This is a genomic window from Psychrobacter cibarius, assembly GCF_904845955.1.
GTDB classification, from domain to species: Bacteria; Pseudomonadota; Gammaproteobacteria; order Pseudomonadales; family Moraxellaceae; genus Psychrobacter; species Psychrobacter cibarius_B.
On sequence record NZ_CAJGYX010000010.1, the window covers coordinates 50,952 to 74,763 of the forward strand.

Here is a 23,812-nt window from a genome sequence, read left to right on the forward strand (position 1 = left end):
TTAAATAAATACCCTACCCATTCCATTATTTTTAAGACAATGTGACTTTTTATGCAAAGCAATATTAAAAAACAAGCAGAGCAACTATTAGATAAATCAGCAGAAAAACCAGTAGAGGATGCGCGTACCGATCGTAGCTTTGACCCCATTGCCGATCATTTTGAAAAAAAGGTCTACGGTGGTTTAAAAGGAGAGATTCGACTGGCGGTATTGCGCCGTGATATTTTTGAATATAGTGCACAGATGAGCAAAAGTCTTGGACGACCGCTGCGTATTTTAGATGTAGGCGCAGGATTGGCACAGATTGCGATAGGGCTGGCTACTCAAGGTCATAGCGTAGTTATCAATGATATCTCAGCCAATATGTTAGAGAAAGCCAAAGCGAGTGCCGCCCAAACTGAAGAAGCGCTGGATATCACTTGGTACGTTTGCCCCTATCAAGAGCTAAAAGAAAAGTTGGCGACAGAAGATGATGATAAGTTTGATTTAATCATGTGTCATGCGCTGCTCGAATGGTTGGCAGAGCCTGCCGCAGTGATGGACTTTTTTGATCAGCAATTAACGGATAATGGTGCGCTATCTTTATGCTTTTATAACCCAGTAAGCTTTGATTATCGCAACCTGATCATGGGGAATTTTAACTTACTCGATAATACAGAATATAAGGCGGACAACAAAAAAAGCCTCACGCCCAACCATCCTGTCGCCAAAGAAGAAGTTGAATCTTGGTTGACGGCGCATCAATACCAAACCATATGCACCAGTGGTCTGCGCGTCTTTCATGATTATGCCCCGCTTAAGCGTGGTGGTCACAATGACCCAGAGGCCGTGATACGCATGGAGCTGCGCTACTCGCAATTAGAGCCGTATAAACGGTTGGGACGTTATTTGCACATATTGGCGACGCGATAAGCATAAGTGCAAGCCGCTGTTGTTTGACGTAAACATAAATTAATATAGTCGCCGCAGTTTAAAGTAGATACAAGGCAGCCAAGCGTCAATAGCATACCGTGTGCATGTCGCGAGGTTAATACTCTAATCACTTATAAATACTGCGACTATTCTGTCTCATCAACTCTCTCTGACCTATCATACTCTGACCAAGTCGTCGCATTGATGTCTTTTTCATCAAATACCACGACATGCTCTAGGATAGGTAAAATACCAATCTTCGATCCAATCTCGTGATTATGGTGGCTGGCGACTAAAGACAGTACCGTTTGCCCGTCATCGAGCTGCAAGCGATATAAATAGTTGGCACCGCGAAATACGCGTCCAACGACTAAAGCGGTTTGGTTGCTCTCATCGTCATGAATGATATCATCAGGGCGCACCAACACCTTAATCGGTGTGCCATTAGGATAATCGTACTCGCAATACTGTGGGTACCCTGATTCATCGTACACTTCCATACGCCGATAGATATCGCCTAATGCCGTCTCAACATGGCCTTCTTTGATGATGCCATCTATCATCGCGCCTTCGCCGACAAACTCAGCGACAAAAGGACTGATTGGCTCATGATATAGCTCGCTTGGGGTTGCCCACTGTACCAGTTTACCTTTATGCATCACCCCCACTTTATCAGCCAATGCAAAAGCTTCGTTTTGATCATGAGTGACCAGTATTGCCGTGGTATTGGTGCGTTTAAGAATATCACGAACATTCATTGCCAATGATTCACGTAGCACCACATCTAGATTAGAAAACGGCTCATCGAGTAGTAATAGTTTTGGCTTTGGCGCTAATGCGCGGGCTAGTGCCACCCGCTGCTGCTGACCACCTGACAGCTCATTTGGACGTTTGTCAGCATGCTCAGACAATTCAACCAGCTCTAGCATCTCAGCGACACGGGATTTTTTGTCAGCGGCAGACCATTTATTCAGACCAAAAGCGATGTTTTTTGCCACGCTCAAATGTCCAAATAACGCATAGTCCTGAAACACCATGCCCATACCGCGTTTGGCAGGTGCGACGGCAAATGAGTTACGGTCAGTTTTATCAGTAAGACATTGATTGTTTAAGAGAACCGTACCATCACGGCTTTGTTCCAGCCCTGCAATCGCTCTTAGTGCCGTGGTCTTGCCGCAGCCGCTATAACCCAAAAAGCAACCAATCTCGCCTTGCTTCAATTGCAATGACAAACCATTGACGATAATCGTATCGTCATAACCGACGATTAAATCTTGCACACTAAAATAAGGACTAGTAGCCGTAGCTGCCTCAGTATTTGTCTCAACATCTTGGCTAGAAGCACTGATTTTTTCTAAAGACTTACTAGGCTGGGCGGGCGACGTCTTAACTTGAGCAACTGGTAATTTTTTTATATGCTCCAGTCTTGCCTTGGCCTTTATTGACTTGGCATTGATTGATTTAGAGTCTGCTGAGGCTTTCATTGAATCAGTGTACATAGACGGTACCAGTTAGCTATTAGTAAATAAAACCCATAGATAAAACAGTGAAAACAATCATAAAATGGAGCGCTATCGGATAATGCAGATTCACTCTAAAAACACCTTAACCTTGCTTATCGCTTTGACGCAATAATATCCAAACAGGCAGCAGCCCAACCAGCACAATCAATAAACTGGGCAACGCAGCTCGTCCCCACATGCCTTCACTGGTCATCTCAAACACCCGCACCGCCAGCGTATCCCAGCCTTGGCGACGCGTCATTAAGGTAATCGGCATCTCTTTCATGACTTCAACAAACCCCATCAACAGTCCAGTCAATATTCCCGGACTAATAACAGGCAACATCACTTGCCGCCAGCGCTGGTAAGGACTGTCACTCAGTAATTTAGCAGCGGCTTCTTGATTAACCGTTAGTCGCTGTAGCTGTCGATCAACTGGCTGAAAACTCACCGTCATAAAACGCGTCGATAATGCCAATAGCATCACAATCACACTGCCTGATAGCACTTGCTGCGTGGTAATCCCAAAGGCAATCATTTGATTATCTAGCCAAGCAATTGGAATAAATATGCCCACTGCCAATACGGTACCCGGCACCACATAACCCAAATTTGCCAAAGTAGTCATGAGCTTGGTCAATTTATCAGGATACTGCCGCTTAATCCACGCAATGATAATCGCCAAAAAGGCAATAAAAATCGTGGTCATGCTAGCAATCATGAGGCTGTTGGTCACAAAATCAATATAGCGCGCATCAAAATCTTGGCGAAAATTCAATGCCGTCCAGTAGATAAGCTGCAAAAATGGGATTAAAAAAGCGCCAGCAAACACCAAGGTACACAGTAATGTCATACCCAATTTTGCAGGCGTGGTGGCATCAAAACGTTGACTGCTGCCTTGAGTCACGTTATTGCCGCGCTTGGTTTGCCAATACTGCTCAAACAATACCACAATAAAGATTACACCGATGAGCAAAGCCGCCAATTGTGCCGCAGTGGTCAAACTAAAGAAACCAAACCATGCTTTGTAAATAGCCGTGGTAAAGGTATCAACATTAAAGACTGATACGGCACCAAAGTCTGCCAAGGTTTCCATACTGGCAAGCAGTAGTCCGCCAATAATCCACGGCAAGGCTTGTGGTAATGCCAACCGAAAAAACACGCGGCTACGGCTTAAGCCCAGCATTTGTCCCGCTTCAATCGCTCGCCTGCCTTGCGATAAGAACGCTTGACGTGCCAGCAAATAGACATAGGGATAAAATGCTAGGGACAATACCAAACCTGCTCCCCAGACATTACGGATCGAAGGAATCGCTGCATCAAAGCCTAGGTCGCGCAAACCTGTCTGTAATGGTCCACTAAAATCAACAATACCAATGGTGACAAATGCTAATACATAAGCAGGTATCGCCAGTGGTAACATCAGCGCCCACGAAAAAAACCGCTGTCCAGGGAAGCGGTACATACTGGTTACCCAAGCAAGCGCGGTGCCAATAGTGCCAGACACGACCGTTACCATCAGCAATAAAATCGCGGTATTTTTAAGCACTTGCGGCAGCACATAATCCGCCATGTGCGTCCAGATATCGGCAATTGGCTGCGTCCAAGATAGCAACACAATCAAAATTGGCAAAAGCATAAACGACGAAATCAGTCCTAAGACTGATTTTGAGATAATACGTTTACGGACGGCGTGGTCTTGGCTGACAGTCTGCTTTCCATCAATATTATGATTATCCATATTGTTGACATTAGCACTATCATTGACTGTATCGTTTTGACGTACAGACGCGTCTGGCGTTTTGATCATATCATTATTACCGTGTCATACGCATAAAGACCTTATAACATTATACCAAACTCAAAAATACGGTTAAAAACACTGTCTGCTTTGAACATAAACACTATCATTTAGCCTATCAAGCTTGATACTCGTGCTTGATAGGCATTGTCATTTTTGAGAATGGTATGACTGTCAATACCTTATTTATAGCCTGCTTTGTCCATCAACTGAATGGCTTGGGTTTGTAGCTCACCAAACTTTTGCACATTGATATCGTCTTTTTTGAACTCACCCCATGATCTGAGCATTTCTGACTCATCAATCCCTACTTTTACTGGAAATTCTTTGTCTGAGCTGGCATAAAGACCTTGCGCCTCATCAGAAGACAACCATTCTATCAGTTTAAGCGTCCCATCTGGATTGTCTGAACCTGCGACCACACCAGCACCTGAAATATTTACGTGTGTACCAGTCGTGCCTTGGTTTGCCCAAAATATCTTCACAGGGAAGTTAGGTTTTTCATCGAGCAGACGACCGTAGTAGTAACTATTGGCAATGCCCACTTCACGCTGACCAGCAGCGATGGCTTCTAGCATACTGGTGTCACCGCTGAACACGTCAGTCGCTAAGTTAGCGACCCAACCACGGACGATTTCTTCGGTTTTTTCTTCGCCCAAATGCTCCATCATACTGGCCACAAGCGACTGGTTATAGACCTTTTTAGAAGTACGTAGGCATAACTTGCCTTTCCATTTTGGATCGGCTAAATCTGCATAAGTAGACAATTGGTCGGCACTGACTTTACTTGGGTCATAAAAGATCGTACGAGCACGCAATGATAGCCCTGTCCACTGACCTTTTGGATCACGATATTTGGCAGGGACATTTTCTTCTAACACAGTAGAGGATACTGGTTGTAACAAGCCTTGCTGAGCGGCTTGCCATAAGATGCCGGCATCAACCGTGAGCAGCATGTCGGCTGGCGGGTTCTGACCTTCAGCTTGCAAACGCGCCATGAGCGGACCTGTACTATCTGTGACCAGCTCAATCTTCACACCTGTCTGTTCGGTATAACGGTCTAGCAATGGCTTAATCAGCTGCTCATTTCGCGAAGAATAAATGGTAATCGTTTGACCACCTTCACTCGTAGCACCATCATTAGCAGCTGGTTGCTCAGTAGCCGCCGCTGATGTCTCCGCCTCCACGCTCGCTTCTGTTGTAGATGAATTGCTACAACCAGCCAGTCCCAACATCATGCCAAATACGGCAACAGGCAAGATAAGCTTAGTAGAAGTTAGGTTAGCGCTAATGGCATTCAATGACATGGTTTTCCCCATAATGATGCTACGAAAAGGTGAGATAAATAGACGAGATGACAATAAGATAAGACGGCGCTAAAGACCTATAATAATAAGGTTCAATCACGCGATAATCTCTGAAACAACATACTAATAGAAATGAGATTAATTATCAATACATTTGTTTAACTCAGAAATGCAAGGATAATTTGGCTCAACTGTCTCTTTTTAAGGATAAATTTATAGATCTTCATGAATCAATCTATAGCTTTTCTAAGTGATGGCATGTCTTAATTATCTTTCAACGATCTACTGATTCACGACAGCAACCATTGACCTAAAATCACATTGACGGCGGCTTCTGTACGCAGGATACGCGAGCCTATAGTGACTGCCGCGCAGCCTTGAGTGGCGAGCAGTGCTATTTCATAATCAATCCAGCCGCCCTCGCTACCGATACAAACCAGACTTGGCAATCCTAACGATGGCGGCTGTTGTAGATACTTTGTAAAGGATAGCTCACTATACGGGTGCGCCACGATGGCTCGATTGGTTACCAAACCTGCCAGCTCATCTTCCACGAATGGCTTAAAGCGTTTTTGTAAAGTGATACGAGGCGCTATGGTGTCAACCCCTTGTTGCAGCCCTTCTAATACAAACTCATCAAGGCGCTCAAGCATCGGACTTTGCCAATAGCTTTTTTGCGTGCGATAGCTGTTGATTAAGATGATATCGCGTACCCCAAGCGCGGTCATATCCATGATTAAGCGGCGTAGCACTTTAGGACGCGGTAGTGCCAACACAACGGTCAAATCTAGCTTTAGTGGCGGCGCAGTGGTGAGCTGAATATCACGCAACTGAATAGCATCAGAGCGGATGCTCTCAATCACAGCAGTGCCCAAATGACCGCCCATTTGACCGATTTTCAGCGTATCACCAACTTTTGCTGTTAGTACTTTATTGACGTGATTTATTTGTGATAATTCATCAATATATGCCGCATCCGAAGAGAAGTTTTCAATGGGTAATAATAAACAATTCATAGCAGCTCTTGGCTTGGTCGTTGAATAGCATGCTGCTCGACAACCTCTTTAATCATGGTAAATTGGCGGGTCAATACGGCTTGCTGTTGTCTCGTCATTCGCGCGCCAGCTTGCCCTGCTTGTGCCGCTACCTCAAGATCACTGAGCCAAGACACTAGCTGCTGACAAATGAGCGCTACCTCCTCTTTAGCGGCAGGCTTCTTACGAGAGGATTGTTGATTTGTATCATCATTAGTAGTAGCTGCATTAACAGTAATGGGACGATAGAAAACATTGTTTGGCTGATATAACGCGCCGACCTCCGCCAATTTATCTACCACGCTTTGGCAAGACTGCGTATAGCGCCCCATGAGTACAGGCGTTGCCACACTGGCTGGCTCAACGGGATTGTGCCCACCGACATCCACTAATGAGCCGCCGACCAGTGCCACATCTGCCAACTTATACCACGCCATCAGCTCACCCATGCTATCAGCCAGATAGACTTGTGTGTCTACATGAATGCTATCTTCTGCACTACGCCGTGCCATTGTTAATTCAGACGCTTGAATGAGCGCTGCTACTTCATCAAAACGTTCAGGATGTCTAGGTACAATGATAAGCAGCGCATCAGCGAGCGCGGGATGAGACAATAGCTGTTGATGCAGTGACAGTGCCGTCTCTTCTTCGCCACTATGGGTACTTGCGGCAACCCAAATCGGTCGACCAGTGATATTCATCTTTTTCGCTAATGTGGACTCTTTGACCGATTCAGAATATTGGTTTGGTACGCTCGGATTTTCTGTATAGTTATCTTCTATATCAGCTTCTATATCAGCCGCTTTATCTTCAATTTGAGGCGTATTAATCACCCATTTGAGTGAACCTGCGACACGAATTTGCGCGCTATTCGCACCCAATTGTCGAAAGCGTTTAGCAGAGTCGCTGTCTTGGGCGATAATCAAAGTCAGATTTTTCATCATACTGGCACTGACCGCAGCAATTTTTTGATAACTTTTAAAAGAAGACGCTGACAGCCGACCGTTGACCAAAATACTGGGAATATGGTGTTCGGATAATTTGGTTAGGATATTTGCCCACAGTTCCGTTTCTACAAACAGAGCAGCGATGGGCTTGACATGCGCCAAAAAAGCCTCAATCACAGTTGGGCTGTCGACAGGTACGTAGCTATGGCTCATCCGACCTTGAGCAATATCATCGGCGAAACGGCTGGCACCGCGAGCAAAACCTGTCTGCGTGGTATTGGTTAACCATATTTGATAGCCATCAGCCAATAATGTATCTAATAATGGCGCGACAGTATTGGTCTCGCCCAATGACACCGCATGACACCAAATCACACCTTTAGCGGTTTGCGCATTAGTCACTTTAGCCACTGGTCGTGGCGGATATTGTTTGCCAAAACGCTGCGCCACTTCTTGCTGATAGTTGTCGCGGTTGTGTGAGCGCTGCCAAACTTGTAGTCGATATAGCGGCTTAAGTAAGCCAATGGCGCACTGATAATACAAAGGCGCAGTATAAACAGTGCGGCTGGGCAACGATACTGGGTCAGTCGCTTCCAAAGCACAATCAGAGGATATAGGAGAAGATGGCATAAAGTTGCCCAGATTAGTAATGGCTTAAATAATATAGTCAATTCACTCTAAAAGAGTGACGGCATTAACCTCGTTTGCAGTATCACCTATACATCTGCACTCGGTTGCCTTTTACGTCTTTAAATTAAATCGACTATAGTAAGGTGACGGTAAAAAATGCGCCAATTCTACCTGAATTTAGCGATTAACAATACGCTTTACAGCGTGTTGCCATAAAATATTTTAGACAATAATTAGGATCAATATTGCCACTACGAGTATGGCGGCGAATAGCAGCTGATAGCGCTTCATGCTATGTTGCTCTTGTTTTTGTGTCGTTATCAGCGCTTGCGCCTGTTGCCATTGCCCTACTACGCTCGCCGCTTCCGCGTGTCCATTCTTTGCTGCTTGCTCTAGCCAATATTTGCCAGTGTCTATATCTTGCGCCACGCCGACCCCTTGGTAATACATCTTGCTTAGTAGGCGCTGCGCACGACTGTCATTTTTGCTGGCTGCCTGCTTAACCCATTCAGCACCTGACTCTGTAGCAGCACGCTTATCAACGGCTAACCCTTCACCAAGTAACTCATACATTGCCAAATGTAGCATGGCAGCGCTATTACCCGCATGCGCTGCTTCCTGTAATTTTAATAACGCTTGCTGTTTTGCCGCCAAATGACTCTCTGAAAATTTTATTTGCGCGCGTGGCTTACTTTGCTTGGCAATATGCTGTTCTAACTGCTCTAGTACTTTATGGGCTTGCTGATATTCGCTATTGCCAGCCGTTTGAACGGCTTCTATGTTATCCAGCTCTACGAGCAATTGCGTAAAAATCGCGGGCGTTGGCAATTCTTGAAGAGAAGGCACTGCCGATGGTAGTGGCTGCTCTAATACCCTGTTTTCTGAGGTTGTATGAGGTTGCACTGTTTCTGATTTAGACAGCACAGGCTTAGTTTGGTTCTCTTGCTGAGACAGATTCTGAGATTCTGGCACAGCATGTGGCGTATGACTCAACCCTTCTTTTTCTAACGGTTTCTGACTATCAACCGTTTTAATGTGCTCTACACTAGCGCTTGTATTTGGTGTGCTGATATTAATGACTGGCGTGATCGAATTAGCAACGTGATTGTCGTGCGCATGTGGCAGCCTTGCACTAACCGCCTGATATAAACCGCTAGCCACTTGACCGCCTTGTACGGCTGCAAACGGCCGATCAATATGACCAAATAACCGCAAACCTATCGGCTCTAGGGCAAAAAACAATGACGTAACGCTATTAGCATCAGCCGACTGACAATAGATAACCGCCATATGTTGATAAAAATCATCGGTTGTAAGAGCCAGTTCAGGATAGCGCTTATGTAGCTCAAACTGTCCATACCAATGCGGCGTATTTTGCCATTGCTGTGCCAATACTCGCCCTGCATAAAATGCCAAAAATACCATAAAGTTACGATAGCGTTCATCGAGCAATAATGTCTCTTCATGCCATCGACCAGTTTTAACCATCTCACGGCGTATGTGCGACAGCAGCGTATCGACTCGCTGTAAGCTTGCCAATGACTCATCTAAGATACAATCACGAAGCTCGCTTTCGTAAGCAATGCCACCAGCGATAGGACGATCCGCTAGAAAGTCTTGCCAATAGCCTGCTGCAATATAATCAAAGGGCGTTAGAGGTGATGCAGACGATGCATACATAGACAAGCGCATCCTTTATCGGGATAAATTAATAGTAATAAAAATAAGGTCATCATGGCACTAAACTGACATCAGTCGTTTACCTTACCCTAAAATCGAAAATGCTACAATAAAGGACTAAATAAGCGTACCACATTATCAAATAAACGCTCTGCACCATGGCGCTGTTGCCACTGCTCTAAACTCAAAAAACGGCAACTTTGTAAGTAGGCTTCTTGGCAATCAGCGACTTGAGCGACCATCTCTGGTGTATAAATGGCCAAGCTCACTTCCATATTTAGATAAAAACTGCGCATATCGATGTTTACAGTACCAAATAAACAATAATCATCATCGATAACCACTGTTTTGGTATGCAACAGACCACCCTTAAACAAGGCAATCGTCACGCCTGCCTCGAGCAGCTCTTGATAATAGGCTTGTGACGCATGCTGTACAAGAAACGAATCCACCTTTTCAGGGACAATCAGCGTCACCTCAACCCCGCGTTTAGCAGCGATCGTTAATGCTCCCGAGAGCGCCTCGTCAGGTACAAAATACGGTGTGGTAATGCGAATGCGTTTATTGGCGCGATGAATAACGGTCACCAATGTATTGTAAATCACATGGGCAGTCACTTGCGGTGCGGAGGGTATCAGCTGCGCCAGCACCCCTTCTACCATCGGCATCTTCGGTATCACAATCGATGTCGAGCCAATATTTGGTTGCTTATAATAGTCGATCTCACCAGCCAATACCTTTACCCGACTGTTTAAATCATTAATGGTTGGGTTCATCACATATAGTTTACGAGTATAGCCATTCACTCGCTGATTGAGCGCGTCTAAATTGTCGTTATTTTCCGCACCAATATCCGTGGCCACCACGATCGCCATGGCGGTCGTAATACTAATAGAGTGTTGACTGGTCGTGCGTATCGCCACATCGATCCACTGTCCAACGTTTTTATTTTGTTTAAAAAATCTTGGATCGACCAAGTTAAAGCTACCGATATAGCCAATGTGCTCATCAATCACCACAATTTTACGATGATTGCGCAAGTCAGAGCGCTTAAATAGCGTTTTAAATAAACCCACTGGTAGTGACTGATGGACAAAGACACCTGCTTTTTCTAATGTACGATGGGCGCTACTATTAAAAAAACTAAAGCTGCCCACGCTATCAGCCAAGATATGACACTCAATGCCACGCTGCGCTGCCGCTGACAGCGCCTCTATCACTTCTAGTACTTGTCCTTTAGGATAAACAATATAAAACTCCATCAAGATAATACTCTGAGCGGCATTGATATCTTCGATTAATCTCTGAAAAATAGTATGAGGATCTGTCAATAGCTGCATATTGTGATTAGGAAACACGCCCAGCCCCGTCCAACGCGTACCTATTTGACTGACACCGCGGTATTTGGCTGGCAGCAGCTCTTGTCCCTGATCAAAAACCAAATTCTCACGCCGTGCCATATCATCCATCAATAAGCTTGCTTGGTCTACCCGTTGACGATAGCGCCGCCCTATCATCGGCTCACCCAATAGTATATAAGCGATGAAACCAAAAAGAGGCAAGGTATAGAGCACAGCAATCCAAGCAATGGACACACCGATATTGCGCTGCACTGACACAACACGTAGCGTCATTACTATCATGAGAACAATATGCAATACCAGACCCAAGCCTGCAAAGTCTCCCCAAGACCAAGTCGTAAAAGTTTGTTCAATAGTGGAATTTTCTATGCCCGCCTCCAACAATCAACATAAAATAAAGCATGAGTCGTAAAACACCCTCAATAGTATAGTAGTTTTTGACCATCAAACAATGACTAACCATAATAAGTTTTTAAGCAGCAACCTTAGGAAACACGTGCCTCACACTACTATTAATAATAACTTTCAGACAGTATTTTCAATTATTTTTCAAAATAGTTAAAAAACTGTTTGACAGCCATGTGTAAATCTATATAATACACACCCACAGCAGCAGAGCTTAGTGACAAACTTAGAGCTCAGTTGATGTTGAATAAATTGCATAGCAATTGTTCGAAGGGTGATTAGCTCAGTTGGTAGAGCGTCTGCCTTACACGCAGAATGTCGGCGGTTCGAATCCGTCATCACCCACCACTATTTAGTATAGCGTTACTCTCAAGTAGTAAGCTAAGTGGTTAAATAAACTAAGTACGACCTAAGCAGCGGTAGTTCAGTTGGTTAGAATACCGGCCTGTCACGCCGGGGGTCGCGGGTTCGAGTCCCGTCCGCTGCGCCATATTTAAAACGAATTTAAACTCTCGAGTTTAAGCAAGTTTCGCCTCAAACATTAGATTGTTTGAGGTTTTTTTGTGTTTATTAATTCTGCCATACCCTTATTCACTTTCCTCTCATATCATTTGTTCCAAACTACCCTACCAGCTCTTTTCACTACTCTGAATCGTAATAATTATTGCTAGTGGTTTAGCCTACCAACTACTTCAACACATCTCCTTGTTTACAAAAATAATAAAGCTGACCATTTAGTCAGTTAATTTAATAAAATCATAAACTTAGGTAATATCAAATACTTAGAAGGCTTGATAGACCATTATTTTTAGCTAGCTTATGGTTGTTACTCATTATAAAACATGCTTAACTGTTTCAAAGTGTTAAGAATTATTGCGGATAACATAGCCAACAGAGCATTTTTTATACTTTTGACAATACTTATATCGATAGCATTTATCTTAATTGTTTTAGATTGCTATCGAAAATTGACCGCGCTTTATCCTTAGCAGCATTGACCCGTTTTGACAGGAAGTTAAAACGCGCTTCTGTCATATACCCAGCCTGCTAGGATGACCCACTCTATATAAAGGAATATTACTGTGCGTTATCACTTATTTGCAAACCTGCCACTGGCTAGCCAATTATGTAGAACCAATATTCAGAAAAAACTGTTTTTTAGTAGCTCATTAACCACCGCTTTAGCCGCGATCGTTGCCTTGGGTACGATGAGCAGCAGCCATGCAAAGGTGCTTTTCACCGATACCAGTCTTTCTGTACTGTATGGTAATGACTATGAGCTGGTAGAAGACGGAGAATTGACGACCATCACTCTGGAGCACGCATCTACCCACAGTTGGGGCGGCGTATTTTTCTTCGTCGATCGTCATCAAGGCGCAAATGATATTGAAAACAATAGATTTAAAGAAACGTATGGTGAGTTTGCGCCCAAGCTTAAGCTCACAACTTTCGATGATAGCTTTATCAAACAGCTCAATCTAGCGGGGCAATATGAGTTTGGCTCGAACAGCAAAGGCTTTAGCCAAGACAACTATATGATAGGACTAGGGGCAGATTTGAATGTGCCTATTTCAGGTATGAAGTACGCCTCTGCTTCCCTATATCATGTCTTCAATGATAATACTGATGATGACCAGCAAATCACCTTAACTTACGGTTGGGAGAAAAACAATTTTGTGGTCGATGGTTATGTAGACTACTCTTTTAACAATGATGACTTAAAAAACCAACTACATATCAATCCGCAAATAAAGTATAACTTACAACCACTATTAGGCATTGATAATCGCTTAGAGGTCGGTATGGAATATAGTTACTGGAAAAATAAGTATGGCAGTGATACAACTCAAAACGTGCCTAGCGCTCTAGTGAAGTTTCATTTTTAACTGTCTAATTGGTTTGACGAATAGTTCTAAAACAGATCTCAACTCTTTCTCACTAAAATAAATAGTTTGTTAATAAAACAAATAGTCCTCATGCAAAATTGACAGCTTGCATGAGGATTTTCATTTTATATTTGGTAGATTAACCCTTAGGATTCCACTGATTCTCAAGCTGGATACGCATTCATACGTTTGATAAGACTGTTACGACGTATAATTACTGGCTAATTATAGCCGCTAAATAATCATTTTTAACTGAATTTATTAATGTGTGTATTTCAAACTTATTCAGCATTTTTTTATTATAAAAGGGACAAAATATGGAATGTAACCACATACCCAGACAAGCATTGGGCTTCTTCCCCACTCCATTGATAGAGCTTAGCAGATTGAGTAAAGCGCTTGATGGCCCTACTATTTTTATGAAACGAGATGACAACACGGGACTGGCATTGGGTGGCAATAAAACCCGTAAGCTTGAATTTATTATGGGTGATGCCCTTGCTCAAGGTGCTGATTGCGTGATTACGGCAGGGGCCGCACAATCGAACCATTGTCGTCAAACTGATGCCGCAGCGGCAAGCTTGGGACTTGACTGCCATTTAGTATTAGGTGGAGAAGAACCCGAACAAACAAGTGGCAATCTTTTATTAGACAAAATTTTTGGATCACATATTTACTGGGCAGGCGCCAATCGCAAAGGAGAAGACATTCCTAAAATCGTTGAGCAGTTAACAAAACAAGGCAAAAAACCATATGTCATACCCTATGGCGGCTCCAATGAGCTGGGTGCTTTAGCGTTTGTAGAAGCTTTTAAAGAGTTAGAATCGCAACGCGAAAGCATGAACCTATCATTTACTCATATCATTTTTGCTTCTAGCTCTGGGGCAACACAAGCCGGTTTGATGCTTGGCAAAAAAATACTCAATTCGCCCGCCCAAATCGTAGGTATCAATATCGATAAAGGTGAAACAGACAAAGTGCCTTTTGATCAGTATACCGTCGCGCTTGCCAATAGCACGGCCTCCCTTATCGGTGCCGATCATCAGTTTTCAGAAACCGATTTAACACTCAACTCTGATTATGTGGGCGAAGGTTATGGCGTGGTTGGTACATTAGAAAATGACGCCATTGCGATGACAGCTCAAACAGAAGGCATACTTTTAGATCCTGTCTATACGGGTCGTGCGATGGGCGGACTCATAGATATGATTCGGTCTGGCAAAATCAAGAAAACCGATCGTGTCTTATTTTGGCATACGGGCGGTGCACCAGCTTTATTTGCCTACTCAAGTGACTTAGATATGATGAAAAGAAATGGATAAATAAATTTTGACGCATTAACTCAAGCTATAGGTATTAACTGCAATCTTATGAGCGTTGATTCAGCCGGCTCACACTAGCAATCAACGCCACCATAATCACTCCCATAATGATGAGAATCCCAGACATCATGTGCGCTGCCTCGTAATTTAGCGCCTCTACTTGCTCATATATCGCAATCGAGACCACTTTAGTCTCATCGGATATACTACCCCCTATCATCAAAACCACGCCAAACTCACCAATAGTATGGGCAAAACTTATTAAGCTGCCGAGCACAATACCGACACGCGCTTGTGGCAGAGCGACTCTGAGAAACCGTTTGAAACGGCTTGGCTCCAATAAATGTGCCACTTCCATCACGCTTTGTGGAATACGTAAAAATTGGGCGTAGACAGGCTGAATATAAAAAGGCAAAGAGTAAATAATCGAACCAATGACAAGACCTTCAAAGGTAAATATCAAGGGGCTGATATTATGTTCGCTAAGCCATTTACCAATACCGACACTAGGGCTTAACAGTAATAAAAGGTAAAAGCCGATGACGGTAGGCGGCAAAACCAATGGCATGGCAATGATGCCCATAAGCAAGACTTTAAGACGTGCCACAACTTGCCTACGGCTGGGCTTAGCGAGCCAATAAGCCACAGGCGTTGCGAACAGTAATAAACAAATGGTAGTGACACCAGCAAGCTTAATACTTACCCAAAACGGACTAAGCATATCGGACATAAGAGACTGGTCTATCATAATGTCACTGCTCGTTGCCATTCGTTATGAGGATAAAGGATCTATTGTATCTAATATTAAAAGATTGAACAGACAAATATAATGTCAGCTCTTATAAATAGCGCGTTGATAAACAAAGCGCGTTGATAAACAAACAGTGTAGCGTTTATCAGTCATAGTATCAGTCTTCTTGTGTCGATATTATTTATTAAAACCTAACAAGATTAAAGTCTGTTGAAAAATAATCATAGCGAAAAATAAAAAAGCACCTTATTAGGGTGCTTTTTTATTTTATCCACTAAGCTCATCGTATTAAATATTACCATCAAAAATGATGGTTAAAAAATTTCTTTTAATACGCTAATATTAGAATCAATACGAGTCAAAAGCAGTGCAATCAACCTGCTTCACCACGAAGCTAACGATGACGCACTACGCTGAGTAATAAAGCCGTCTGGAGTCTGACCATTGTCTGCTTGCCAGCGCTGGAACGCCAATCGAGTATTGGTACCCACGATACCGTCAGCGCCTTTAGTATCATAGCCTGAATTGGTCAAACGCTGCTGTAAATTTCGTACTTGAGCTGTGGATAATGGACGCTCATAACGCGGCCATGATTTCTGTAACCCGCCTTGTCCAGCAAGCGCTTTACCCAATAAGCTGACACCTAGCGCATAGCTCGATGAGTTATTATAAACCTTGATCACATCAAAGTTTGGGCTGAGTAGCAGTACAGGACCATCCTTGCCAGCTGGTAGCCACAGCTCCATTTCGGTATTGGCATCCAAATAAACATCAGCGATGGTATCAACACCCATCGCCGCCCATCTCGCGGCAGGCTGCTTACTACCAACCATGGAGTAATCGAATGAGGCAGGAATGGTCGCTTCGTAAAATGGCGCTAGACCTCGAACCCAACCTGAGTTGCTCAAATAATTAGCGGTGGACGCCAGTGCATCGCCCGTTGCCCACGGATTACGGTGACCATTACCATCACCATCCACTCCGTGCTTCAGCCAAGTATCAGGGATAAACTGCGTCTGTCCCATGCCGCCTGCCCAAGAACCATCGAGCTGCGACCAAGACACATCACCGCGCTGCAATAGCGTCGCTAATGACAACAACTGAGTTTCGGCAAATTCTTGGCGACGACCATCATAAGCCAGACTCGCAAGCGAGCTTGGTATGCTGCTATTACCCGTCACCACGCCGTATGACGACTCCATGCCCCAAATGGCAGCGATTATTTCTGCATTGACACCGTACTGCGATTCTAATTGCGACAAAAATGCCCGTTGCTCGGCGAACTTACGCTTACCAGTACTCACACGCCCATCAGATACGGCAGAATCGACATATTCCCATGGCATCTTAGAAAACTCTGGCTGTCCTGAGTCAAGTGAGATGACTTGCTGATTTAAATAAGCGGTATCAAGTAAACGACGCACCGTCGCTGCATCATGGCCTGATGAAATCGCCCGCATAGAAAAATCAGACTTCCAATCAGAGAAGTTGTTATAGCTTGGCTTTGCCACTGGCTGCGGCTTGATGACAGGCTTCGGTGCTGGCTTCACTTGAATGGTTTGAGTTTGGGTAATCTGAACGTTGCCTTGACGCACAGGTTTGCTAGGTTTTTGCATCGCCTGTTGGCTGGTACACCCAACCATCACTAACGCAGGAAACAGGGCAAGATATTGTTTTTTTAACATCATAAAATTCTCAAGTATGAATAAGTAAAGCGACTCAAATAAACCGATTTAGTTAAGGTGGCTTTATTCAAACGCTCTGAAATTCAAGCGCTCTGAATAAAGCTACTAAACTTGCCAAATCAGTCACAACTTGGCATCACGTTTAACGCCCTAGTACCGCACGTGGATCAATAGGATTGCCATTTAAGCGCACTTGGAACTCTAAGCCGACCTGATTGGTCTGGCCACTGTTACCCATGTTTGCAATGCGCTGACCGCGCTGTACAGCATCGCCTTCTTTGACCAGTAGCTGACTATTATGCGCATAAGCGGTGATGTAATTATCACTATGACGAATCATAATAAGATTGCCATACTCTGGCAGACCATCGCCCGAGTACAGTACCGTGCCAGATTGGCTAGCAAGTACGGGATCACCGATATTACCAGCAAACCACATACCCATCGTGCCCGCTGCCGCATCAAAGTTACGAGTCACTTGATTGCGACTTGGATATTCATAACCTGACGTTGCGTTAGCCGTCACTTCGTATACAGGGCTTTGTGAGCTATTATTAGGCACGCTCGTTACAGGTGGTCTGTACGTTGGCTGTGTCGTTGTAGGCGCGTTATAACGATTGTTATCGGCTGGCGTACCTTGCCACAGCTTGAGCCATTGACCACTATAAATCGTATACTTGCTGTCCAAACCATTCAGCGAACCGATTTGACGGTAACTGAGACGATAGCGCTCAGCGATCTGGCTGACCGTATCGCCACGCTGTACACGATGGTAGTTAGGAACGCCTTGTGCATTGGTAATAATCTTAGGTCCCGCTTGGTTGGCTGATTGGTAAGTAGGCTTGGTTGCACAGCCCACAATCGTTAACGTTGCTGCTGTTAAAGTACCTATCAATGCCACTGTTGCAAAGCGCGATCCAGCAATAAGCTTCTTCATACAAGATTTCCTATTCTTTATGTTACTCACAAACTCCTTGTGTTACTCACAAGCATTTTGCTAACTTTTATACCGTTTAGTATTTAGTATTTGGCAAATATCATTATCAATTACTCGATAGTAAACCATTTTTTAAGGCGTGTCCTCATTTTGAAAATGGTGATAAAAATGAGATAAATGGCAGCCAAATAAGAAAAATAGTGCAGATAATATCAGGATATTGACCAGCTGTTTGACGCATTTTGGCAGCGTAAATTTATAGCATTAACGCCGACAGCGTTTTAAGCGTGTCTGCTGGCGTATGATGCAGGCGCACTGGTGATAAACTGATATAACCCGCCGCTACCGCTTGATCATCCGTCATATCTATTGCAGAGGACTGCAAATCTTCAGTTTCTAATGGCAACTCATGTGGGCGTTTACGTAGCGACAACCAATAAGCATCACGCCCACGTGGATCGACCACATGATGTACAGGACGCGCAATCTGACGGTGCCCTAACGCCGTTATTTTCCGACCTTTGATATCATCAGCACTATCCACATCAGGAATATTAACGTTTAATACATGATAGGGCAAATTTTTGCAAGCATCTAATATCGGTGTTTCTATCAATAATTTAACAATTTCAGCTGCCGCCATTTGATAATGACTGGTCTGCTCTTGCTTTTCTCCTTTGACACCGCCGCCCACTAGGGAGGTCGCAATGGCAGGTATTCCAAAGAGCTGTGCGGTTAATGCAGCACCAAAGGTACCCGAAAATAAAACGTCTTGACCAAGATTGGCACCAGAATTAATGCCAGTAATCACACAATCAAAACGCATATCAGGATATAACTCATGCAAAGCCAAATGTACACAGTCAGCTGGCGAACCGTTTACCGCTATAAAACCAGAATCCAATCGATGAGTATATAATGGCATCGAGAGGCTCAAAGCACTCGCGCAGCCACTTTGTTCACTGTTTGGCGCAACTACTACCAACCCTGCAATATCAGACAGGGCTTGATGTAATGCTAATAACCCTGGCGCATAAACCCCATCATAATTACTAATTAAAAATTTCATTCTCACTCAATATACTCATTAATGACCGCCTGTCCACTTATGAACTTTAGCCGCATAAAATTGCTATAACCAGACCCGAAAATGGTGGTTAGATTGTGTGATCATACTTTTGATGCTGACACCTACATTGACTTTTTCTGCATAAATAGTATGTATACACAGCATTTGGCAAGCGTCAAATGATAGCTGAATTTACTATCAAAGTTAAAAAAGCCATACCGCTATCAAATAAAATAACACTGTGTTTATATCACAGCATGGATATGAACAAATTGATAGAGCAAAACGCGGATGCCACCATAATTTTGGGCGATTATACCCTAATAATACGCTGACACGAACCCAGTCTTTGCGCAGAATCTATCCAATTTATAATTTTATCACGATGATATCTGCATCAATAACAGCAAAAAAACTTGGCTTGACGTTACAATAGGCAACACCTTACAACAATACAAACTTATATTTTTATGCTGACGTAACTTATGAGTCTATGCTGCTGATATGTTGCTCAAAAAGAGCTTTGGCTCACAAGATATCTACACATAAATCAATATTTTATGTGACTTTTGTTTTTTTACCCATTAACATATCACCATTAATTAAAGATAAGCGAGTGTAATACTGCATGAAAAATCAATCGATATTATCTATAGCTTCTGTGATAGCAAAGACGGCGTCCAAAATTAGTCTTGCAGGACTGGTAACGTCTGTTGCCATGCTGTCTCAAGCATCCTTTGCGGCGAATAATTCTGCTACGACCATACCTCTAGATATGTCTGGCATCAATGTTACCAAACATGAAATTGCGGTCATGCAAGTGCTATCAGAGATATGTCCACCGATGCTCAATGGCAAACAAAAACAGCGCTTTTATAAATCTTATAACGTGCAGCTTCACGAGTTGATGCCGTCTTTAGAAGATCCAAAAGCAGCGATTCAATATCTATCCACTCGGCAAGATTATCGCCAGATATTACAAGGCATTCGTAGCTGGACAATGGGCTTCTCTAAACAAGATAACAAAGCTCTATGCGAAGACTTGGCGAATGCTGAATACCAGTAGTGGATCATCATAATTAAGCACAACAATTACAACATTATAATTGGCTTACTTATCAGACATCCTATCGTCTCTCCTACAATAGCTATGCCCCAGCATTGATTCTAAATTGATAAAGTCAGCTATAACTAATGACAATAAATCATGGCATTATCTGTCTTGGAACGCTGATTATGGGCTATTTAGCGAAAACTTATAAGCTTGTTCATCAGGCTTGTAAGTAACAAAAAAGCTTACGATAATTCTGTTTATACCAACAGGATGACCGTAAGCTTTTTTATGACAGTCGAATTATTTCTATTCGAGACATTGTGGCAGTCTTAGTCTGAGCAAACGTTTACTTCTTACCACTCTTTCTTTTTAATCGGGTCTTTTTTTGCATTTATCGATTCCCCATCGGTTGGCATTTTGCTAAGATAAGGCGTTAATTTTATGTCTGTCGCTCAGCCATCACCACTCTTATTAATACATTGTTTTTAAACAGAATGTTTAAGACAGGCTACTTAAAATGATGCATAAGATTTAGTGCAAGGTACAAGCGGTAGATACATTTGGTTTCATGATGCGGTGTAACGATATATGACAGTAAAGCGTGTAAAAAATCAGCTGGTGCAGCTGGTAGTCGGTGTGAGTATCTCTATGAGTGCAGTGATGGCAAACGCAGCCATCCAGCCGCCTGAGATGGATAATACCGCCTATGTATTGATGGATTATAATACTGGTGAGATTTTGGCACAAAGGAACGCCAATGAGTCGCTACCGCCAGCGTCTTTGACAAAAATGATGACCAGTTACATCATTGAGCAGCGCTTAGCATCAGGCGACCTCAAAGAAGATGACCAAGTCATAATGAGTCCAAATGCTTGGTGTCGTGGTAGTAGCAGCCAGTCTTGCATGTATGTGCCGGTAAATAAATCTGCTAGCGTTATCGACATGCTACGCGGTATTATTATTCAATCAGGTAACGATGCCTCAAAAGCTATGGCGGAGCATATCGCTGGTAGCGAAGCCTCATTTGCTATCTTGATGAATGAGCAAGCAGAAAAGCTTGGTATGAAAAATACCCATTTCGTCAACTCTACTGGTATGCCTGACGAAGGGCATGAGGCATCAGCACTAGATTTGGCCAAATTGTCACGTGCTATTATCAAGAATAGCGGCGACTATTATGGTATTTATGCAGAAAAAGAGTTCACCTATAACGGTATTACTCAAGGTAACCGTAATGCTCTACTTGCAACCGATCCAACCGTTGATGGTTTAAAAACTGGCCACACTGATGCCGCAGGCTATTGCTTAGCGGCTTCAAGCAATCGTGATGGCATGCGCTTGATTTCCGTGATTATGGGAACAGAGAGCCAGCAAGCACGTGCCGATCAATCACGTGAGCTGCTCAACTGGGGCTTTGGCCACTTCACTACTGTCACCAAAGCACCTGCCGGACAATTTGTCAGCAAAGTTCCAGTTTGGTTCGGTGAAACTGATGAAGTTGAGCTAGTCACTGCGGATAATTTGCAAATTCTAACCAGCAAAACGCAAAAAAACAAAATCACGACTGTGGTAGATATTCCTGAGAGCCTAGAAGCACCCATCAAAAAAGGTCAAGAAATTGGCAAAATGATGGCCGTTATTGATGGTAAAGCGGTGGCTTCAGTGCCTATTATAGCGACCAGTGATATCGAGCAATCAGGCTTTATGAGCCGCACTTGGCAGCGTGTCGTACGTTGGGCACAAAATCTGTTTTAGAGAATATTAGTAGAAGCTATTTCTCCAGAACATTACTGACAAAAAAGACGCCTCAAAACGGGGCGTCTTTTTTATGTCCTCATTCACCGCACAGATTTTATTATTGCTATTAAGTAGTGTCCTCATCAAACTGTGATAAACACTGATTTATTAGAATTAGCAGGTTTGCCCTCGCTCATCATATTTTTCAGATTAAAAGCAAGCACCCTTGTCGAAAATACGATTTTCGAAACTATTTACAGTAAATGAAAGGCAACGGATTACATTAAACGAGGTTAGTACGGTAAGCGTGACAAATACTTTGACCTATTACGTCCATACCAACCAGCGCTTAAGCAAGTCGCTTAATGCTTTATCTTTATAAGTGGCGCTATAACAGTAATCGACACCAGCTGCTTTTAAACCATGCTCAAAGCTATCTAACTGCTTCGCTCGATGTGGTGGATACCAATATACCAATAAAGCCCGATGTTCACTTTCAAATTGACGAATACGCTTGGCTAACGACTCAGCTTTACTTGGAAAAATATCTTCCGCAAACATCACCATATTCACCTGTCTTATACTCATCTCCTCTATAACCAGTGCTTCATGCTGACGATAAATGACCGTCGCGCCTAAACGCTCTAACTCTTTCGCTAAAAACCCAACTTCATGATAATAATAGTAAATAATAGTCAATCCAGCCAATAAATGCTGCTGCCGAGACTGCTGTTTATTGGTCATCGATATGGTCAGCATGAATTGGGTACCTGACCCTAACGTGCTATCTACCTCTATAGTAGCGCCCATCAGCTGAGCCATTTGCTTGACGACTGGCAAACCAACACCTGAGCCTTCATATTGACGAGTTTGTGATGAATCTACTTGGAAAAAAGGATTAAAAATATCATCGATATGAGTACTATCGATACCAATACCTGTGTCTTTCACGCTAATTTGCCAGCGATTGCTTTTATCAAAATGAGTCAATTGCGACGTAATAGTCACCTGCCCCGCTGGAGTAAACTTAATCGCATTACTCAGTAATATCGATAATATTTGTTTTATTTTTTCCGCATCCCCTTCCAGACCATAGTCTATATGATGAATACGGTTAATCAACTCTAGCCTTTTTTGCCGAGCAATAGGCTCATATTCTGCCAACAGATCGGCGATTAACTGCAGTGGATTGAACGCAATACAACTAATACTCATCTGACCTTTTTGTATTTGATTCAATTGGATAATATGATCAAGCGACGACACCAATTTATCACTACCGTCACTGATAATTTCAACCGCATCTTTTTGTTCTCTATTGAGGGTATCGTAATCTAACAGCTGTAAACCGCCTACGATAGCATTTAGCGAAGTTTTCAGCTCATGGGTGATCATGCTTTGAAAGTTGTGCAGCTGCACATCGAGGGATACGTCTTTGTTGTGTAATTGCTGCTCAAAAATAGCAAGCGCCTCATAATCTTGTTGGACTTTCTGTAAACGATCAAACAATACAGCCAAAGTTTGCTTGATTTGTACCAGTTCCTGAAATTCAAAAAGCTGTGGAATCACTGGTAACTGCTCAAGCTCTGGGTTTTTCACGACGATGTGACAGACTTCTTTCAAAGCTTCAATATCTCTGATTGGCCATTTGAGTTTGCGCAGAATGTACAATACCCAAAGTACCGTCAATATCGTGGTAATAAGCCATAGCAATATATTGCTTCGAAACCAATGTGAACGCAGGGTGTTCAGCTCATGGGTGATCATGCTTTGAAAGAAGTCTGTCACATCG

At 43.3% G+C, this 23,812-nt stretch carries 17 protein-coding genes and 2 tRNA genes; 7 read left to right on the forward strand and 12 right to left on the reverse strand.

The window, feature by feature from the left end; translation table 11 throughout:
* Positions 1–51: 51 nt before the first annotated feature.
* Positions 52–912, forward strand: a complete 861-nt coding sequence (locus JMV76_RS14015) for a methyltransferase domain-containing protein (protein ID WP_201503110.1) — start codon at positions 52–54, stop codon at positions 910–912.
* Between the two features lie 146 nt (positions 913–1,058).
* On the opposite strand, the gene JMV76_RS14020 is transcribed toward JMV76_RS14015, so the two are convergent.
* From JMV76_RS14020 to JMV76_RS14050, 7 genes are all read right to left on the reverse strand, one after another.
* Positions 1,059–2,411: an ABC transporter ATP-binding protein gene (locus JMV76_RS14020; protein WP_201503111.1), complete on the reverse strand. Its 1,353-nt coding sequence runs from the start codon at positions 2,409–2,411 to the stop codon at positions 1,059–1,061.
* Between the two features lie 106 nt (positions 2,412–2,517).
* Positions 2,518–4,224 (reverse strand): ABC transporter permease, encoded by a 1,707-nt coding sequence (locus JMV76_RS14025; RefSeq protein ID WP_201503112.1) that lies wholly within the window; start codon positions 4,222–4,224, stop codon positions 2,518–2,520.
* A 173-nt stretch (positions 4,225–4,397) separates the two neighbouring features.
* Positions 4,398–5,522 carry an extracellular solute-binding protein gene (locus JMV76_RS14030; RefSeq protein ID WP_201503113.1) on the reverse strand — a complete coding sequence of 375 codons (1,125 nt, stop codon included), beginning with the start codon at positions 5,520–5,522 and terminating at the stop codon, positions 4,398–4,400.
* Positions 5,523–5,812: 290 nt separating this feature from the next.
* On the reverse strand, positions 5,813–6,538 hold the full coding sequence (locus tag JMV76_RS14035) for a 16S rRNA (uracil(1498)-N(3))-methyltransferase (RefSeq protein WP_201503114.1): 726 nt from the start codon (positions 6,536–6,538) through the stop codon (positions 5,813–5,815).
* Positions 6,535–8,133 (reverse strand): 3-deoxy-D-manno-octulosonic acid transferase, encoded by a 1,599-nt coding sequence (locus JMV76_RS14040; protein ID WP_201503115.1) that lies wholly within the window; start codon positions 8,131–8,133, stop codon positions 6,535–6,537. Before JMV76_RS14040 ends, JMV76_RS14035 begins: the two co-directional genes overlap by 4 nt.
* A gap of 222 nt (positions 8,134–8,355) precedes the next feature.
* A complete protein-coding gene (locus tag JMV76_RS14045; RefSeq protein ID WP_201503116.1) occupies positions 8,356–9,813 on the reverse strand; it encodes a tetratricopeptide repeat protein in 1,458 nt (485 codons plus the stop codon).
* 104 nt (positions 9,814–9,917) lie between these two features.
* Complete coding sequence (locus tag JMV76_RS14050) at positions 9,918–11,555, reverse strand: cardiolipin synthase (protein WP_201503117.1); 1,638 nt, start codon at positions 11,553–11,555, stop codon at positions 9,918–9,920.
* A gap of 296 nt (positions 11,556–11,851) precedes the next feature.
* Here JMV76_RS14050 and JMV76_RS14055 point away from each other — a divergent pair.
* From JMV76_RS14055 to JMV76_RS14070, 4 genes are all read left to right on the forward strand, one after another.
* A tRNA-Val gene (locus JMV76_RS14055) sits at positions 11,852–11,927 on the forward strand.
* A gap of 65 nt (positions 11,928–11,992) precedes the next feature.
* Positions 11,993–12,069, forward strand: a tRNA-Asp gene (locus JMV76_RS14060).
* Between the two features lie 592 nt (positions 12,070–12,661).
* Positions 12,662–13,465 carry a DUF5020 family protein gene (locus JMV76_RS14065; RefSeq protein ID WP_227676300.1) on the forward strand — a complete coding sequence of 268 codons (804 nt, stop codon included), beginning with the start codon at positions 12,662–12,664 and terminating at the stop codon, positions 13,463–13,465.
* A 317-nt stretch (positions 13,466–13,782) separates the two neighbouring features.
* Positions 13,783–14,787, forward strand: a complete 1,005-nt coding sequence (locus JMV76_RS14070; protein WP_201503118.1) for a D-cysteine desulfhydrase family protein — start codon at positions 13,783–13,785, stop codon at positions 14,785–14,787.
* Positions 14,788–14,833: 46 nt separating this feature from the next.
* Here JMV76_RS14070 and modB read toward each other — a convergent pair whose 3' ends face one another.
* From modB to surE, 4 genes are all read right to left on the reverse strand, one after another.
* Positions 14,834–15,535: a molybdate ABC transporter permease subunit gene (gene modB, locus JMV76_RS14075; RefSeq protein WP_109591635.1), complete on the reverse strand. Its 702-nt coding sequence runs from the start codon at positions 15,533–15,535 to the stop codon at positions 14,834–14,836.
* A gap of 386 nt (positions 15,536–15,921) precedes the next feature.
* On the reverse strand, positions 15,922–17,226 hold the full coding sequence (locus JMV76_RS14080) for a lytic murein transglycosylase (protein WP_201503119.1): 1,305 nt from the start codon (positions 17,224–17,226) through the stop codon (positions 15,922–15,924).
* Between the two features lie 139 nt (positions 17,227–17,365).
* Positions 17,366–18,160 carry a M23 family metallopeptidase gene (locus tag JMV76_RS14085; RefSeq protein ID WP_201503120.1) on the reverse strand — a complete coding sequence of 265 codons (795 nt, stop codon included), beginning with the start codon at positions 18,158–18,160 and terminating at the stop codon, positions 17,366–17,368.
* 256 nt (positions 18,161–18,416) lie between these two features.
* Complete coding sequence (gene surE / locus JMV76_RS14090) at positions 18,417–19,229, reverse strand: 5'/3'-nucleotidase SurE (protein ID WP_201503121.1); 813 nt, start codon at positions 19,227–19,229, stop codon at positions 18,417–18,419.
* A 628-nt stretch (positions 19,230–19,857) separates the two neighbouring features.
* On the opposite strand from surE, the gene JMV76_RS14095 reads away from it, so the two are divergent.
* The gene (locus tag JMV76_RS14095) at positions 19,858–20,295 is read left to right on the forward strand and encodes an MCR_0457 family protein (protein WP_201503122.1); all 438 of its coding nucleotides are present in this window, start codon (positions 19,858–19,860) and stop codon (positions 20,293–20,295) included.
* Positions 20,296–20,871: 576 nt separating this feature from the next.
* A complete protein-coding gene (locus tag JMV76_RS14100; RefSeq protein WP_201503123.1) occupies positions 20,872–22,038 on the forward strand; it encodes a D-alanyl-D-alanine carboxypeptidase family protein in 1,167 nt (388 codons plus the stop codon).
* 309 nt (positions 22,039–22,347) lie between these two features.
* On the opposite strand, the gene JMV76_RS14105 is transcribed toward JMV76_RS14100, so the two are convergent.
* Positions 22,348–23,812, reverse strand: a 1,465-nt coding sequence (locus JMV76_RS14105) for a sensor histidine kinase (RefSeq protein WP_201503124.1), incomplete at its 5' end; no start/stop codon positions are given.